Consider the following 15,125-nt stretch of genomic DNA (forward strand, 5'->3'; position numbering starts at 1 on the left):
GCCCGGCCGTGGATCCCGGCCCCCCCCCCGCCGGGGTAGAACCCGGACCCCCCCCCCCGGGCCCCCCCACCCCCCCCCCCCCCCCCCCCCCCCCCCCCCCCCCCCCGGGGCCCCCCCCCCCCCCCCCCCCCCCCGGGCCACCCCCCACCCCCTCCGGGGCCCCCCCCCCCCCCCCCCCCCCCCCGAAATCGGTCTATACCCGAATTGGCCCGTGTTCGCATCCGGTAGCGGGCGAACGGTACGGACCGGTGCTCGTTCTCCGCGTGTCGGTCGCATTTCGCGGGCGTTAATGGGGGTGCGCCGCCCGGCCGCCGCTATTTCTGTGTTGCCGACTTGCTCCGCGGGTATGCCCATTGCGGGTTCGGCATTAATGTTTTTCCGCCGCCCGGGTCCGGCCGCGGCGACATTCGAACCCACTCAAATATCACTTTTTCCCCACCGATCGCCAATCGCCGACCGATCGGTCCGGTTCGCGGCTCCACCGCTGGTGATAGTGGGCGGGGTTGCGCTGTGGGCTGGAGCACGCCCCGGCCCGGCCGGCCGGTCCGCCGGCAATCGCCGTCGTGATCTTTACCGGCGCAATATGTTTCCGCGTTCGACGAGGTCGCGGCACTATCACGGATCGGTGACAATCGATTATCGACCGTTATTGAGAGAGTTCACGACAATGCTGCTACTGTGAGCGAGTCGTCGGGTTCCGGGCCATCGGGAGATGTGTTCCGATGGTCAGTGCACGGCCGAATGACTTGTCCCTTAGTTACTTTCGAGTAGCCGAAAGTGTCTAAGGGATATGTCACCGACCGGAACCGCCGGTGCCCGGCGCAGACCTCATCCGGCCAGGGGCGAACATGGTCGGCGTCGCGAGGAAGGCGAGACGAAGCGCCGTGGTCTACCACGGCACCACGTGGCGCGCCTCGAGCCCCGTCAACGACGAGAAAGCTGATGAATCTGAATACCGCCGTGCTGCTTCCCTGGATCCTCGCCGCCATACTGGTGCTCGGCGTGGCGTGGTACGCCGTCCGGGCCGTTCGCGAACAACAGAAGCGACTAGCTGTACTGGAGCGCGAACTCTCCGTCCGCGAGGACGCGCTCGAACATCTGGCCGCCACCACGCTGCCCGCGCTGTCGGAGTCCGTGCGCCGGTTCGAACAGCCCGCCGTCGGGCCCGAAGTGCCACCGGGACTCGAGAACTCGCGTTTCGCGCAATGCCTGCGCTGGATCATCGACCGGGTCTCCGAAGATCTGCGCACCGTGCAGAGCGAAACCCGCGAAACCGTCACTCGTGAAACCGAAGAGCAGACCCGCGCCGCGGTGGCCGCGGCCGAGCAGGCCGTGCGCACCGAGGCGGAATCGGGCCGGGAGCGGGCGGAAAACCTTGCGCGCGAAGCGACCAGCGCCGCCGTGCGCTCGTTCGGTACCTCCGTGGTGAGCCTCGGCGCCGATGTCAGCCAGGTGGTCAGTGCCGCGCTGCGCGAACATCGGGACGACCGGGTCTACGAAACCCTCATCCGCATCGACCACACCGTGCAGCAGATGATCCGCCAGGCACAGTCCTACGTGATCGTCTGCGGTGGCCTGCCCGGCCGCCGCTGGCCGGCCCAGTCCCTCACCGATGTGGTCGGTGGTGCCACCGGTCGTGTGCGCGACTATCTGCGCGTGCGGCCCGCCCAGCTCGATCGCGTCGTCATCAGCCGCGCGGTGGAACCGCTGGTGCACACCCTGGCCTCGCTCATCGACAACGCGCTGCGCTATTCGCCGCCCACCTCCTTCGTCGACGTCACCTTCCAGGAAGGCCATCACGGCGTCACCGTGATCGTCGACGACGCGGGCGTGCGGATGAACTCCGAGCAGATGGAAGAGGCCCGCCAAGTGCTGGCCAACGAACGCTCGGTCGATATCCACCAGCTGGGCCCGGCCCCCAAGGTCGGTTTCCCCGGCATCGCCGCCCTCGCTCGCCGCTACGGGTTCACCGTCTACATCGACGGCCCCAACGCCTACGGCGGTATGCGCGCCATGGTCTACATTCCGGAGGCACTGCTGGTCGCTCCCAAGGCCGATAACGACAACGACGCCCTGCCCAACGGCTCCTCCGCGCCGCGGGAACTGGCCGCGGTACCCGGCGGCCAGGCCTCCTCGGTGTCGAGTGGCACCGGTAACGCCTTGGCCGGCAACACCGTGTCGGCCACCGCCCCGGCGCATGCGGCCACCGAAACCGGCGCCCACGCCGCGGTCGCCGCGTCGGCCGAGGCGCCCGCCGCCGGTGAATGGGCCCGGGTGGGCGAATCCACCGAGGATGCCGACAACGAGCAGCGGACGACCGTCCACGACATCACCAGCGGTGGTCTGCCCCGACGCCGGCGCCGTGCCGCGACCGTACCCGCGGACATCAACGATCGCCTGTCCGGGCAACCCAGGACCGAACCGGGGCAGGCTCGCCCCGATATCGCCGCCGCCTGGCAGAGCGGCTCCAAGAGCGGCCGAGCCGCCGCATCCGAACACACCGAAGGGATGACATCCTGATGGGTTCACCGAGGACAGTGGTATCCGACAGCACCAACAAACTGGGCTGGTTACTGGACGATCTCGAGGTTCCCGGCGTCCGATTCGCCGTTCTGCTCTCCGAGGACGGGCTGCGTATCGCGCATTCGGCCGGTATCGCCAAAGACGATGCCGAACGGTTCGCGGCCGCCGCCTCGGGACTGCGCTCGCTCGGCAAGGCGCTCGGGGAGTTCTGCGGCAGTACCGGCAACGATGTGCGGCAGAACATGACCGAATACGACCAGGGCATGATCATGATCACCGCAGCCGGCGAGGGTGCGCTGCTGGGTGTGGCGACCATGACCGATATCGACGTGGGTCTCATCGCGCACCGGATGAACGAACTCGCCGGCCGGGTGGGACATGAACTCGGTAGTGAGCCCCGCAGAGCCGCACACGGCGGCGATCTGCAATGAGCCGGTCGCGGCGTGACCCAGACCTGGTCCGTGCCTATGTGCGGACCGGCGGGCGCTCGCGTCCGACCCGCGAGCTGGGCCTGGTGACGCTGGTCGTCGCCGTATCGGACCCGGCGCCGGGCGCCACTCCGGACGCGCGCCGGGTGGTCGATGTATGCGCTCGTGGTGCTCTGTCGATCGCGGAGGTCGCCGCGTATCTCGACCTGCCGCCCTCGGTCGTGACGATCGTCGTCTCCGACCTACTGGACAGTGGACACCTGAATATCCCGACCCCGGCGGAGATCATGCCGGAGATTGCCCTGCTCGAGGAGGTACTCAATGGGCTCCGTGCTCTCCCGGCCTGATCGGTCCGCGGATTACGGCCGCGCGGTCGACTATGTGGCGGAGACGGTGACCCGCTCGGTGAAATTGCTGGTGGCCGGTAATTTCGGCGTCGGTAAAACCACCTTTGTGAGCAGTGTGTCGGAGATCAAACCACTGCGCACCGAGGAGACCATCACCGAGGCCAGCGTCGGTATCGACGATCTGGGCGGCCTGGGGTCGAAAACGACGACGACGGTCGCGATGGACTTCGGCCGTATCACCCTCAATCCCGAGCTGGCGCTGTATCTCTTCGGCACGCCGGGGCAGCAGCGGTTCATCCCGCTGTGGGAGGAACTGGCCAAAGGCGCGCTGGGCGCCTTGGTGCTGGTCGATACCCGGCGTATCGAGAAGGCCGACGAGGTCCTCGCCACGCTGGAGGAACGCGGGGTGCCCTACGCGGTCGGGGTGAACGAGTTCGAGGGGTCCAATCGCTATCCGCTGTCCGAGATCCGGGAAGCGCTCGACCTCACCGACGACACCCCGCTCGTCGCCCTCGACGCACGGGACCGGCGTACCTGCCTGCAGGGCCTGATCACGCTCGTCGAATATCTGTTCCATCGATTGGAGTCTCGTCTTTGACCACGCAGTACTCTCCGGTTCCGCAGCAGCAACCTCCGTTCACCGGGTGCCCGGTGATCCACGGAGAACCCACCGGAGGCGTGGGCCCACGATTCAGTCTCTACTCGGCCGAGTTCGCCGATGATCCGCATCGCGCCTATGCCGCGATGCGGAGCCGGTACGGCTCGCTGGTCCCTATCGACCTCGCCCCGGACGTCCCCGCCACACTGGTGATCGGTTACGAGGCGGCCGTGCGGATCCTCAACGACCCGGACCGCTTTCCGGCCGATCCGCGTAACTGGCAGGGCAGTATCCCGCCGGATTCGCCGGTGAAACCGATGATGGAGTGGTATCCGAACGCGTTGCGCAACAGCGGCGAGCTGCATCAGCGCTACCGGCAGGCCTATGTGCACGCGATCGACGGGATCGACCTGCACGAGCTGCATCAGACGGTGGAACGGATCGCGGTTCCGCTGATCAACTCGTTCTGTGAATCCGGGCAAGCCGATCTCGTCACCGGCTATGCCTTCCCGCTGGTTTTCGAGGTGCTCAACCGGATGGTCGGGTGCACACCGGAACTCGGGGAGCGGGTGGCCAACGGGATGGCCGCGCTGTTCGACACCGTCAACGCCGAATGGGGCATGAACCACCTCAGCGAGGCGCTGATGGAGCTGATCTTCCAGAAGCGCTCCGATCCCGGCAACGATGTCACCTCACGCCTGGTCCATCATCCCGCGAAGCTCGACGACGAAGAGCTGCTGTCCAATCTGATCAGCTTCTACGGCGCCGGGGTGGAACCGCAGCAGAATCTGATCAACAACACTCTGCTGCTGATGATGACCGACGACCGGTTCGGCGGCAGCATGCTCGGCGGCAGTCTGTCCACGCGCGACGCGCTGGACGAGGTGCTCTTCAACGACCCGCCGATGGCCAACTTCTGTACCACCTACCCGCGGCAGCCGATTCTCGTGGAGAACACCTGGCTGCCGGCCCATCAGCCGGTGGTGATCAGTTTGGCGGCGTGCAACAACGATCCGGCCGTCCGGGGCGGTGACCATACCGGTAACCGCTCCCACCTGGCCTGGAGTATCGGCCCGCACAGCTGCCCGGCACAGTCACCGGCACTGGTCGTGGTCCAGGGAGCGATCGATCTGCTGCTCGATGCGCTGCCGGAGTTGGAGCTGGCGGTACCGCCCGAAGAATTGGCCTGGCGACCGGGGCCCTTCCACCGGGCTTTGGCCGCGCTGCCGGTCACCTTCCCGCCCGCACCACCACTGAACACTGTGTAAGGAGAACGTTCGTTGGAACGCGAAGCCCTAGTCCTGGATATGGCCGGAGCCGATGTCGTCGGCGAATCGGCCAGATTGCGGGCCCAGGGCCCCGCGGCGCTGATCGAGCTGCCCGGCGGCGTCCCCGCCTGGGCGGTCACCGATGCCGCGGTGCTGAAGAGTCTGCTGGCCGACTCCCGGGTATCGAAGGACCCGCGGCAGCATTGGACGGCGTTCGTCAACGGTGAGATCACCGAGGATTGGCCGCTGCTGCCGTGGATCGCGGTGGAGAACATGTTCACCGCCTACGGTGCCGACCATCGGCGGCTGCGCAAGCTGGTCTCGCCGGCGTTCACCCATCGGCGCACCGCGGCCCTGCGCCCTCGCGTCGAGTCATTGGTTGCCGAACTCCTGGACGCCTTGGCCGCCGTGCCCGCCGGCGAGGTGGTCGATCTACGAGAGACCTTCGCCTATCCGGTGCCGATCCAGGTCATCACCGAGCTGCTCGGCGTCCCGGATTCGCTCGGCCCCGGTCTGCGGGTCTGCGTCGACCGGTATTTCGACACCACCATCGGGCAGGAAGAGGCGCAGGCCAATTACGTCGAAATGTACGGGCTGGTCACCGAACTCGTGGCCTACCGGCAGGCGAATCCCGGCGACGACATCACCAGTGTGATGATCAGCAACCGGGACGAGGACGGCGCGCAGCTCACCGAGAACCAGATCGTCGATACGCTGATGCTGGTCATCAACGCCGGCCACGAAACCACGGTCAATCTGCTGGATCAGGCCATCGTCGCCCTGCTCACCCACCCCCAACAGCGCGCCGCCGCCTTGGCCGGACACGTGAGCTGGCCGGATGTGGTGGAGGAGACGCTGCGCTACCAGGCCCCGGTCGCGCATCTGCCGCTGCGCTTCGCCGTGGAGGATATCGAGATAGAGGGTCTGCGTATCGGCAAGGGCGAAGCCATCCTCGCGTCGTACGCGGCGGCCAGCCGCGATCCGAAAGTACACGGCGACACCAATGACGTCTTCGACCCGAGCCGGGCTGTCAAGGACCACATCGCTTTCGGCCACGGAGCGCATCACTGCATCGGCGCGCCGCTGGCCCGGATGGAAGGTGAAATCGCGCTGCCCGCGCTGTTCGGGCGGTTCCCGCAGTTGCGGCTGGCCGTGGACCCGAGCGAGCTGAAACCCGTGGTGAGCTTTGTTTCCAACGGTCATCAGGAATTGCCTGTGTATCTTTCCTGATCCCGGTAGCGTACTGATCGGGTATACAACTACATGCTGATGGCTCGTCGCGGACGCCGCTGAACGGGATGTATGGATCGGCGGATATGTCTGCATCACCGCACTATTCGCCGATTCTCACGGACCCGGAGTGTGACGTTTTGACCACAGCGAAATCTGATCAGTTCTACGCCGTCGAGGGTGCGACGCCGATCCACGGTTCGCCAGTCGATACCAGCGGCCCGCGAATTCCGTTGTACACCGCGGAGTTCGCGGCGGATCCGCACAAGATCTACCGGGAGATGCGCAGCCGGTTCGGTTCACTGGCACCGGTGGAACTCGCGCCCGGAGTCCCGGCCACCTTGGTGATCGGGTATCAGACCGCGGTGCGGATTCTGCACGATCCGGAGCATTTCCCGGCCGACCCGCGGGTCTGGCAGCGCAATATCCCGGCGGATTGCCCTGTGCTGCCGATGATGGAATACCGCCCGAACCCGCTACGCACCGTGGGGCACGACCGCACCCGGTACCGTGCGGCCGCCGTAGCGGCGATCAGCGGTGTCGATATGCACGAAATGCACACCATCATCGAGCGGATCTCGATCTCGCTGATCAATTCGTTCTGTGCGGAGGGCTACTGCGATGTGGTCGGCCAGTACGCGTCACCGCTCATCTTCGCGACTCTCAATACGATGCTCGGCTGCCCACCCGAACTGGGGCAGCGGGCGGCACAGGGACTCGCCGCCATGTTCGATACCGTGGATGCGGCCGAGGGCAATATCGCCCAGGCCGATGCCCTGCTCGAACTGGCCCGGCTCAAACGGGGCCGGCCCGGCGACGACATCACCAGCCGGCTGGTGCAGCATCCGGTGCATCTCAGCGATGAGGAGACCCGTCAGCAACTGGCGCTGCTGTACGGCGCGGGTACCGAGCCGCCGCAGAACCTCATCGCCAATACGCTGCTGCTGATGCTCACCGACGAGCGGTTCGCGGCGACGGTGCTCGACGGCAGCCTGTCCACCCGTGACGCGCTGGACGAAGTGCTGTTCAACGACCCGCCCCTGGCGAACTACTGCCTCAGCTATCCCCGCCAGCCCATGCTGATCGACGGGATCTGGTTGCCCGCGCAGCAGCCGGTGATGATCAGCATGGCCGCCTGTAACAACGATCCCGCGATCAATACCGGCGGCCTGTCCCACAACCGCTCCCATCTGGCGTTCAGTATCGGCCCGCACAGCTGTCCGGCCCGCTCGCTGGCGTTGCTGATCGTGCAGGACGCCATCGACCAGCTCCTGGACGCCATCCCGGAAATGCGGCTTGCCGTGCCTCGTACGGAGCTGCAATGGCGGCCGGGACCGTTCCACCGGGCGCTGGTCTCGCTGCCGGTCACCTTTCCCGCGAGCCCGCCGATCCCCACCGGCGGGCGCTGAACCACCGGACGGCGATCGCGACACAGCCGCTGCCGGCGTACCTCGACGAGGCAGGGACCCGCCGACCGGGAAGGCGGCCGCGGAGGTACGTCGCGGACGGCTCGGCGCTCAGTTGGTCTCGAGGTCGCGGCGGCGGAAGCCGAACGCACCCGCCGCACAGAGCAGCACTGCCACCGCCAGCGTGATCAGCACCGGCGCCGGGTCGAACGACTGCGCCGGCACCAGCGGGATATTGTCGAACGGGGACAGGCTCATCAGCCAGCCGGGGAACTTCAGGGTCGCGCCGAACATCAGCACCACCACGCAGAAGGCCATGGCCAGCCAGGCCGCGGCGGTGAATTGCGGGGCGAAACCGAACAGGAACAGGGTGATCCCGCCCAGTACCCACACCGCCGGGAGGTAGGTCAGCGCCGCGCCCGTCAAGGTGATCGCCTGGGAGAGGTCATCGGCGAGCAGGCCGTAGGTGAGACCCATTCCGAATCCACTGAGCGCGACCACGACCACCGACCCGGCCAGCATGAGCACCGCGTGCCCGGCCAGCCAGCGCAGGCGGGACAGTTCCGTGGACAGCAACGGTTCGGCATGTCCGGCCGCCTCCTCCGCGCGCGGGCGCAGCCCGGCGGAGATCGTGTAGGCCGCGGCGATGATCGCCAGGATCGCCACGGCCATGGCGTAGAAGGCATCGACCATACTGCCCATGTTCTGGCCGAGTACCTGGTTCAGATCGATCTCGCCCAGCAGATCGTCGACATCGTCGCCGATCGTGCCGAAAGCCAGGCCGCCGAAGAACATTCCCAGTGACCAGCCGATCAACCCGCCCCGCTGCAGCCGCCAGGCCAGCCCGAACGTGCCGTGCAGGGATTCGGGCGCGCGGGCGGGCCCGGGCCGCGGCGGAATCAGCCCGGCACCGAAATCCCGCCGGTCCAGGACCCGCGTGGCCACCACGCCGATTCCGAGCGCGACCACCACCGACAGCAACGCCGGCCACCAGATCTCTCCGTCGTACGGCCGCATCGCCTGCCCCCAGCCCAGCGGCGAGAACCAGGACAGGACACCGTTGCCGACATCTCCCACCGCACGCAGCAGATAGGAGACGGCCAATGCCGCGCCGGTGATCGCGTACGCGGTCCGGGTACTCGAGCTGAGCTGCGCGGCCAGCAGGGCGATCGCACCGAACACCAGGCCCGCGCAGGTGGCGCCGACCCCGAGCGCGATCGAGCCCGCCGTGGGCAGGCCGTAACCGATCAAACTGAGCGCGATCGCGGCGCCGAGCACGATATTCGCGGCCACCATCACCGTGGCCGCCGCGGCCGGCGGGGCGTAGCGGCCCACCACACCGGACCGGATGAGTTCGTCGCGACCGGATTCCTCGTTCGATCGCGTATGCCGGCCGATGAGGAACATGCTCATCAGCCCGGCCACCAGCATGCCGAAGGCGGCGGATTGGAACGCGACCTGGCCCTCCACGGTGTTCAACACCCGTGGTGGACCTGCCATCGCGATCATGGCGGCGTTGCTGCCCAGACTTTCGGCGAGGGCATCCAATTCGGCTTGTTGCGGGTAGGCGGCGTCCAGCGCGACTGCTTGTGACCAGTAGATCAGTGTGCCGCCGACAATCCAGGCGACCAGCGGCCACCGTTCCCGGCGCAACGCGAACCGGGTGAGGACACCGGTTCCGGTGAATGTGCCCGCCGGTCGCGATTTCTCCCGCGTGATCACGATTCCGGCACCCCCGCCGCCGCGAGTTCGTCCCCGTAGTGGCGCAGGAACAATTCCTCCAGGGTCGGGGGCTGGCTCGTCAGCGTGCGGATACCGAACGGTGTGAGATGTTCGATCGCCGCGCCCAGGTCTGCGGTATCGACCTGGAACCGGAGCCGGGTGCCGTCGGCGATCAGGTCGTGGACTCCGCGCAGTTCGTCCACACCGGTGGCCGGGCTCTGGGTTTCGATGTCGATGGAGGTCCGGGTGAGGTGCCGCAACTCGGCCAGTGTGCCCGATTCGACCGCGCGGCCGTGCCGGATGATCGTCACCCGGTCGCACAGGGCTTCCACCTGGGCCAGGATATGGCTGGAGAGCAGCACGGTACGCCCGGCCCGGCGCATCTCCTCGACGCATTCCTGGAACACCGCCTCCATCAGCGGATCCAGGCCCGAGGTGGGCTCGTCGAGCAACAGCAGTTCCACGTCCGAGGCCAGGGCGGCGACCAGCGCGACTTTCTGCCGGTTGCCCTTCGAGTAGGTGCGGCCCTTCTTCGTCGGGTCCAGATCGAACCGTTCGAGCAGGTCCGCGCGTCTGCGTTCGTCCAGGCCGCCGCGTAGCCGGCCGAGCAGATCGATCACCTCACCACCGGTGAGGTTGGGCCACAGGTTCACGTCACCGGGCACATAGGCCAGCCGGCGATGGAGTTCGGCGGCCTGGGACCACGGGTCGCCGTCGAGGATCCGCACCGAGCCGCCGTCGGCGCGCAGCAGGCCCAGCAGAACGCGGATCGTGGTGGACTTACCGGCGCCGTTGGGGCCGAGGAAACCGTGCACCTCGCCGGGGGAGACCCGCAGATCGAGACCGTCCAGGGCGCGCGTGCGGCCGAATGTCTTCACCAGACCCGAGATATCGATCGCGGCAGTCATGAGCCAACACTATTCCGAGCCGGGCGGGTTTCGCGGTTTTTCCCGCGCCGCGGCCGGGCCCCGCGGGGTCAGCCGGCTCGGTGCAGTTCGAGGAAATCGCCGACCGGGCGGCGCGGGGTCGGGGGTTGCGCGGCGGAGGTGGGTGCCGTCCCCACCCGGATCACGACCTGGGGCTGTACGGATTCGTGCACCAGGTTCGCGATCGCGCGGCGGCTCACCGGTATCTCGGTGATATGGGTCAGGGGGCAGGTGGACAGGCCGGCGGCGGTGCATTCGAGCAGGACCGCCGACAGCGCTTCTCCGGTTCGCAGCCAGTCCAGGGGGCTATCGGCGGCCGATCCGATCACCAGCAGCCGCGAGGAGTCGGTGAGTTCACCGCGGCGCAGCGACGGTGGTGCGGCCGGAAACGCCCGCCCCACGCCGACCTGGGCCAGTTCGGCCGCCGAGACCAGCGCGGAGATCGGCACACCGTCGGCGGGGGAATCGTTACCGGCCCACCAGTGCAGTTCGTTGAGGTATTGCGGATCGTATTCGCGCAGGGCCGCGGACTGTGCCGAGGCCGCGGCCAGGCGCAGCCGGGCGGAATCGGCCAGCACGTCCAGGGCCACCGAATGCGTATCGGCGACCGCGCGCAGCGCCGGTTCCACCCGCTCCCAGTCCCGCGGCGGGAGCATCGGCAACCGGTCGGTGTAGCGGCGGTCGATGGCCTCGGCGCGGGACCGGGTGATGTCGGTGACCTCGGCCGCCGGGGCGAACTCGATTTCGGCGAGATGATCGGCGGCGGTATCGGGGCGCCGCGTCACCTCGGTCGACCAGCCGGCCGCCGCGAACGCGGTGCGGATATGGTCGAGCAGGGCACCGCAGCTGATGATCAGCTGCCGGCCCTGCGGATCCGCCGAGGACAGCCGCCGCGACGTATCGCGGTACAGCTGCAGCCGGTGACCGTCGAAAACCACCCGCCAGGGTTGGGTGTTGTGCACCGAGGGGGCGCGGCGGGCGAGGGAGAGAGCAGCCTGAACGGTCGGATGGTCGGGGACACGGGCGGAGCCGGTTGCGTCCATCTTCCGAGTCTGCCGCGTGCCGGTCCGGCCGACCAGCCCGCGCGATCGATCCGGACCGAATCGTGGTGTTCAGGGCATGGGACCGATACCGCTGATCAAGGTACGGTCACCGATTCGCATCGTCGTGACCAATTGCGGGTTGTAGCCCAGCGGCGCGGCGCCGGGCCGGTGCTCGGTGATGGCCACCGTGTACTGACCGACGAAGGCCCCCGGGGTGACCCGGATGCAGTGCGTGGTGCCGGGCGGGATGGAGTCGATACCGCGCTGGATATCGGCCGCGGGCGGGACCGGGGCGTCCGGCGCCACCAAGGCCCGGGCCTGTTCCCCGGAACGGGCCACATAGTAGGCGTATTGGAAGCCGAAGATCACATCGGGCCCGGAACCGGTACCGCCGGGACCGTTGCCCTGCACGGTGTTGCCGGTGCGCTCGGCGGGGCAGTGCGGGTCGGCCACCGGGACACCCGGCGCCGGTGCACCGAACATCCCCGGTTCCGTGGTCGCTGGGGCGGCGGCCGGTTCGTCGGTGTCGACCACCGCGAACTGCACGTAGGCGGCGGCCGCCAGCGCCGCCACACCCGCGATCCCCAGCAGCATCGGCAGCAGGCCGGTGCGGCCTCGTGCGGTGCCGGGCGCGACGGCGAGTGCCGGCTCCGCCTCGCGCGGCCCGAGCCGCGCCCGCAGTCGCTGACGCGCGGTGGAGGGTTCGGTCTCGCTTTCGCCGGAACCCGGCGGGCCGGCCGCCGGATCGGCACCGCCGGCGCTGTGCCGGTCGGCTGCGTGCGGCGGGGGATCGGCCGGCTCCACCACCGCCGGCTCGGCGGGGAAATCACCGAGCCTGGGCGGATACCCTTCGGAGGACGTCATCCATTCGACCCAGTCGCCCTCGTACCGGGCATCGGGCCCGGGACCGGTCGCGCCCGGTGGTGGTCGATCCATGGCGCGGCCCCCTTCATCGATCTGCGCTCGCCGCCCACTGTTCTAGTGGATCGGCGGGCGCACCGCAGCATCGGGGCCGCGGCGGCTCACCAGTGGACGGTCACCGGATCGCCGATACCGACGTTCTCGTAGTACCAGGCGGCATCGGCGGGTGCCAGATTGATACAGCCGTGGCTGACGTTGGCATTACCCTGCGCATCCACCGACCAGGGCGCGGAATGGACGAACACACCGCCCCAGGTGAGGCGTTCGGCCCATTCACCGTCGATGAGATAGCCCTCCGGCGAATCCAGCGGTATCCCGATCGTGCGCGAATCGAAGATGATGTTGCGGAACTTCTCCAGGACCGGATACGTGCCGGTCGGGGTCTCGTATCCGGGTTTACCCATGGAGGCGGGCATGGTCCGCACCACTTGGCCGCCGATGCTGACCGTGAAGGTGTGGGTGGACATGTTCGCGTCGGCGACGACGCCGCCGTTGGTCTGGAACTGGGTGTGCCGATCCGCGAAGTTCACCGTTACGGTGGCGTTCGCCGGGAGGAACCCGGTGGGCGTCCAGGTGAGTTCCCGGTCGCCACGCCAGGAATAGGTGCCGGGCAGCTGCTGTCCGGCGGTGACCGACAGCGACTGTTCGGCGCGGGCCCGTTCGGTGACCGGCGCGGAGAACCGGACGGTAACCGGATGGGCGATCCCCACGACGGAGCCGTCGGCCGGAGTGACCGATTCGACCGCGGCGGCGGGGGGTGCATCGGCGGTCATGGCGTTCGCCCCGGCGGGGACCACGACCAGAGCCAGTACGATCGCGAGAGCCAGAAAAAGGTGCCGGGCAACAGCATTCATGGTTCCACCCCTTTACGGAGGACTGGTGGACAGAAGTCCATCCTAAGGGGCCATGATCAACTAAACCAGCCAGGATATCGTCCCGGCACCTGTTCGCGATGTAGACACACCGGGGGATTGCTATTCGGTGACGAGTTTCCAGTCATCGGGCAGTCCGTGGACATGCATTGTCGAGCCCTCGGCGTGAATACTCACCGTGGCCTGCCCCAATCTCAGATCGGTCAGGCCCACCTTGCCCCATTCCCGCGGGAGTTGCGGTGTCACCTTCAGGGTGCGCGTGGGCGCGCACGGTGACAGGCCGAGGAACGAACGCACCAGCAGCAGTGGCGCGGCGCTCGCCCAGGCCTGCGGGGAACACGAGGTCGGGTAGGGGACCGGGGAGCGGAAATCGGTACGGGCGAATCCGCAGAACAGTTCGGGCAGCCGCCCGCCGAAGTCACCGGCCGCGTCCAGCAATCCGGTGGTGAGGCGTTCGGCCAGTTCACTCGCGCCCGGGATATGCCGATACCGCAACAGCCCGGCCACGGCGATGGCGGTGTCGTGCGGCCATACCGACCCGTTGTGGTAACTCATCGGGTTGAACGCGCCCATGGTGGAGGCCAGGGTGCGCAACCCGAAACCGCTGTCCATGGACATATCGGCGAGCCGTTCGACCAGTTCGGCGGCGCGTTCGTCGGAGACGATCCCGGTCCACAGGCATTGCGCGGCATTACTGGTCAGGGCGTCGACCTGGTTCTTCTGGCCGTCGAGGGCCACCGCGTACCAGCCGTTCTTGGCCACCCAGAAAGCCTCGTCGAACCGGTCCTTGAGATTCTCTGCCTGTTCGCGCAGCCGCTGCGCGGTCCCGGTATCGCCGAAGTACTCCGCGAGCTGAGCGCGGGCCCGGCGCGCCGCGTACACGTAGCCCTGGACCTCACACAGCGCGATGGACGGTTCGGCCAGATGCCCGGTCGCGTCGTTGATGGCGTCGAAGCTGTCCTTCCAGCCCTGATTGCTCAGTCCGCGATCGGTTTTGCGGCGGTACTCGACGAATCCATCGCCGTCGGCGTCACCGTATTCATCGATCCAGGCCAGTGCGGCATCGGCGGCCGGCAGCAATTCCCGGACCACCGCGTCGCCGGCGCCCCAGCGCCAGCATTCGGCCAGCAGCATGACGAACAGCGGTGTCGCGTCGACCGACCCGTAGTACACGGTGCCGCCGAGCACCTGGCCGCTGGCCGGGCCGTGCCGCATCTCGTGCATGATGCGGCCGGGTTCCTCCTCGGTGATCGGATTGACCTTCGTGCCCTGCAGATCCGCCAGCCGCCGCAGCGTGCCGACCGCCAGTGCCGAATCCAGGGGCAGCGCCATCCAGGAGGTGAGCAGGCTGTCGCGGCCGAACAGCGCCATGAACCAAGGTGCGCCGGCGGCGACATAGGCGGGGGCGCCGTCGGTGCTGCCGTCGATACGCAGGGCGCCCAGATCGCTTTCGGTGCGTTGCAGGATCTCCGACAACGCCGGATCGGTGGCCGTGAGATCGGTGGCGGTGGCCCGCCAGGCCTTGAGCCGGCTGATCGGGCTGTCCTCGTCGTCCCCGAAAGCCATCTGCACCCTGCGGTGCGAAAGCACCGGCTGGGCGAGGATCTCGGTATCCCAGCGGCCGCGCGCCGGCACCACCACCTGCCAGGTGATGGTGCCGGGCAGCATGACCGCGCCGGCCCGGGGGCGGGTGGTGAGGCCACGGGCGGGGTGGGTGTGGGGGGGGGGATGGAGATCGGCGGGCCCGGGATTCCTCGGATTTCCGGCTGGTTGCGGCTCAAGTTGGTGGGTGTGGCGCGCCCCCCCTTCGTACACACGACCATGCCGGCAATCGTCCTCAT

13 protein-coding genes are annotated in these 15,125 nt (G+C 68.1%); 7 read left to right on the forward strand and 6 right to left on the reverse strand.

The features are described 5' to 3' along the window. Positions 1 to 942 precede the first annotated feature (942 nt). From QH276_RS04885 to QH276_RS04915, 7 genes are all read left to right on the forward strand, one after another. Entirely contained in the window at positions 943 to 2,520 is a 1,578-nt protein-coding gene (locus tag QH276_RS04885; protein WP_280402579.1) for an ATP-binding protein, read from the forward strand. After that, positions 2,520 to 2,954 (forward strand): roadblock/LC7 domain-containing protein, encoded by a 435-nt coding sequence (locus QH276_RS04890; RefSeq protein WP_280402578.1) that lies wholly within the window; start codon positions 2,520 to 2,522, stop codon positions 2,952 to 2,954. Before QH276_RS04885 ends, QH276_RS04890 begins: the two co-directional genes overlap by 1 nt. Further along, a complete protein-coding gene (locus QH276_RS04895; RefSeq protein ID WP_033241677.1) occupies positions 2,951 to 3,298 on the forward strand; it encodes a DUF742 domain-containing protein in 348 nt (115 codons plus the stop codon). Before QH276_RS04890 ends, QH276_RS04895 begins: the two co-directional genes overlap by 4 nt. Continuing rightward, positions 3,273 to 3,896 (forward strand): GTP-binding protein, encoded by a 624-nt coding sequence (locus QH276_RS04900; RefSeq protein WP_195054391.1) that lies wholly within the window; start codon positions 3,273 to 3,275, stop codon positions 3,894 to 3,896. Before QH276_RS04895 ends, QH276_RS04900 begins: the two co-directional genes overlap by 26 nt. After that, complete coding sequence (locus QH276_RS04905) at positions 3,893 to 5,164, forward strand: cytochrome P450 (RefSeq protein ID WP_280402577.1); 1,272 nt, start codon at positions 3,893 to 3,895, stop codon at positions 5,162 to 5,164. The genes QH276_RS04900 and QH276_RS04905 overlap by 4 nt, the downstream gene beginning before the upstream one ends. 12 nt (positions 5,165 to 5,176) lie before the next feature. Continuing rightward, positions 5,177 to 6,394: a cytochrome P450 family protein gene (locus QH276_RS04910; RefSeq protein WP_280402576.1), complete on the forward strand. Its 1,218-nt coding sequence runs from the start codon at positions 5,177 to 5,179 to the stop codon at positions 6,392 to 6,394. Positions 6,395 to 6,534: 140 nt separating this feature from the next. Further along, positions 6,535 to 7,803 carry a cytochrome P450 gene (locus QH276_RS04915; protein ID WP_280402575.1) on the forward strand — a complete coding sequence of 423 codons (1,269 nt, stop codon included), beginning with the start codon at positions 6,535 to 6,537 and terminating at the stop codon, positions 7,801 to 7,803. A gap of 108 nt (positions 7,804 to 7,911) precedes the next feature. On the opposite strand, the gene QH276_RS04920 is transcribed toward QH276_RS04915, so the two are convergent. The 6 genes from QH276_RS04920 to QH276_RS04945 all read right to left on the reverse strand — a co-directional run bounded on the left by QH276_RS04920 (position 7,912) and on the right by QH276_RS04945 (position 14,952). Then, the gene (locus tag QH276_RS04920; RefSeq protein WP_280402574.1) at positions 7,912 to 9,522 is read right to left on the reverse strand and encodes an ABC transporter permease; all 1,611 of its coding nucleotides are present in this window, start codon (positions 9,520 to 9,522) and stop codon (positions 7,912 to 7,914) included. Next, positions 9,519 to 10,430 carry an ABC transporter ATP-binding protein gene (locus QH276_RS04925; protein ID WP_280402573.1) on the reverse strand — a complete coding sequence of 304 codons (912 nt, stop codon included), beginning with the start codon at positions 10,428 to 10,430 and terminating at the stop codon, positions 9,519 to 9,521. Before QH276_RS04925 ends, QH276_RS04920 begins: the two co-directional genes overlap by 4 nt. Positions 10,431 to 10,498: 68 nt before the next feature. Beyond that, complete coding sequence (locus QH276_RS04930) at positions 10,499 to 11,491, reverse strand: Acg family FMN-binding oxidoreductase (RefSeq protein WP_280402572.1); 993 nt, start codon at positions 11,489 to 11,491, stop codon at positions 10,499 to 10,501. Positions 11,492 to 11,560: 69 nt separating this feature from the next. Then, positions 11,561 to 12,427 carry a hypothetical protein gene (locus tag QH276_RS04935; RefSeq protein ID WP_280402571.1) on the reverse strand — a complete coding sequence of 289 codons (867 nt, stop codon included), beginning with the start codon at positions 12,425 to 12,427 and terminating at the stop codon, positions 11,561 to 11,563. A gap of 86 nt (positions 12,428 to 12,513) precedes the next feature. Beyond that, positions 12,514 to 13,266 carry a L,D-transpeptidase gene (locus QH276_RS04940; RefSeq protein WP_280402570.1) on the reverse strand — a complete coding sequence of 251 codons (753 nt, stop codon included), beginning with the start codon at positions 13,264 to 13,266 and terminating at the stop codon, positions 12,514 to 12,516. Between the two features lie 120 nt (positions 13,267 to 13,386). Then, entirely contained in the window at positions 13,387 to 14,952 is a 1,566-nt protein-coding gene (locus QH276_RS04945) for an amylo-alpha-1,6-glucosidase (RefSeq protein ID WP_280406640.1), read from the reverse strand. Positions 14,953 to 15,125: the final 173 nt, after the last annotated feature.

This window comes from Nocardia carnea, from assembly GCF_029869215.1.
Taxonomy (GTDB): domain Bacteria; phylum Actinomycetota; class Actinomycetes; order Mycobacteriales; family Mycobacteriaceae; genus Nocardia; species Nocardia carnea_B.

Coding starts and splice junctions, on each gene's coding strand:
- QH276_RS04885 (WP_280402579.1), top strand. CDS start 943: ATGAATCTGAATACCGCCGTGCTGCTTCCCTGGATCCTCGCCGCCATA.
- QH276_RS04890 (WP_280402578.1), top strand. CDS start 2,520: ATGGGTTCACCGAGGACAGTGGTATCCGACAGCACCAACAAACTGGGC.
- QH276_RS04895 (WP_033241677.1), top strand. CDS start 2,951: ATGAGCCGGTCGCGGCGTGACCCAGACCTGGTCCGTGCCTATGTGCGG.
- QH276_RS04900 (WP_195054391.1), top strand. CDS start 3,273: ATGGGCTCCGTGCTCTCCCGGCCTGATCGGTCCGCGGATTACGGCCGC.
- QH276_RS04925 (WP_280402573.1), bottom strand. CDS start 10,430: ATGACTGCCGCGATCGATATCTCGGGTCTGGTGAAGACATTCGGCCGC.
- QH276_RS04930 (WP_280402572.1), bottom strand. CDS start 11,491: ATGGACGCAACCGGCTCCGCCCGTGTCCCCGACCATCCGACCGTTCAG.
- QH276_RS04935 (WP_280402571.1), bottom strand. CDS start 12,427: ATGGATCGACCACCACCGGGCGCGACCGGTCCCGGGCCCGATGCCCGG.
- QH276_RS04940 (WP_280402570.1), bottom strand. CDS start 13,266: ATGAATGCTGTTGCCCGGCACCTTTTTCTGGCTCTCGCGATCGTACTG.
- QH276_RS04945 (WP_280406640.1), bottom strand. CDS start 14,952: ATGCTGCCCGGCACCATCACCTGGCAGGTGGTGGTGCCGGCGCGCGGC.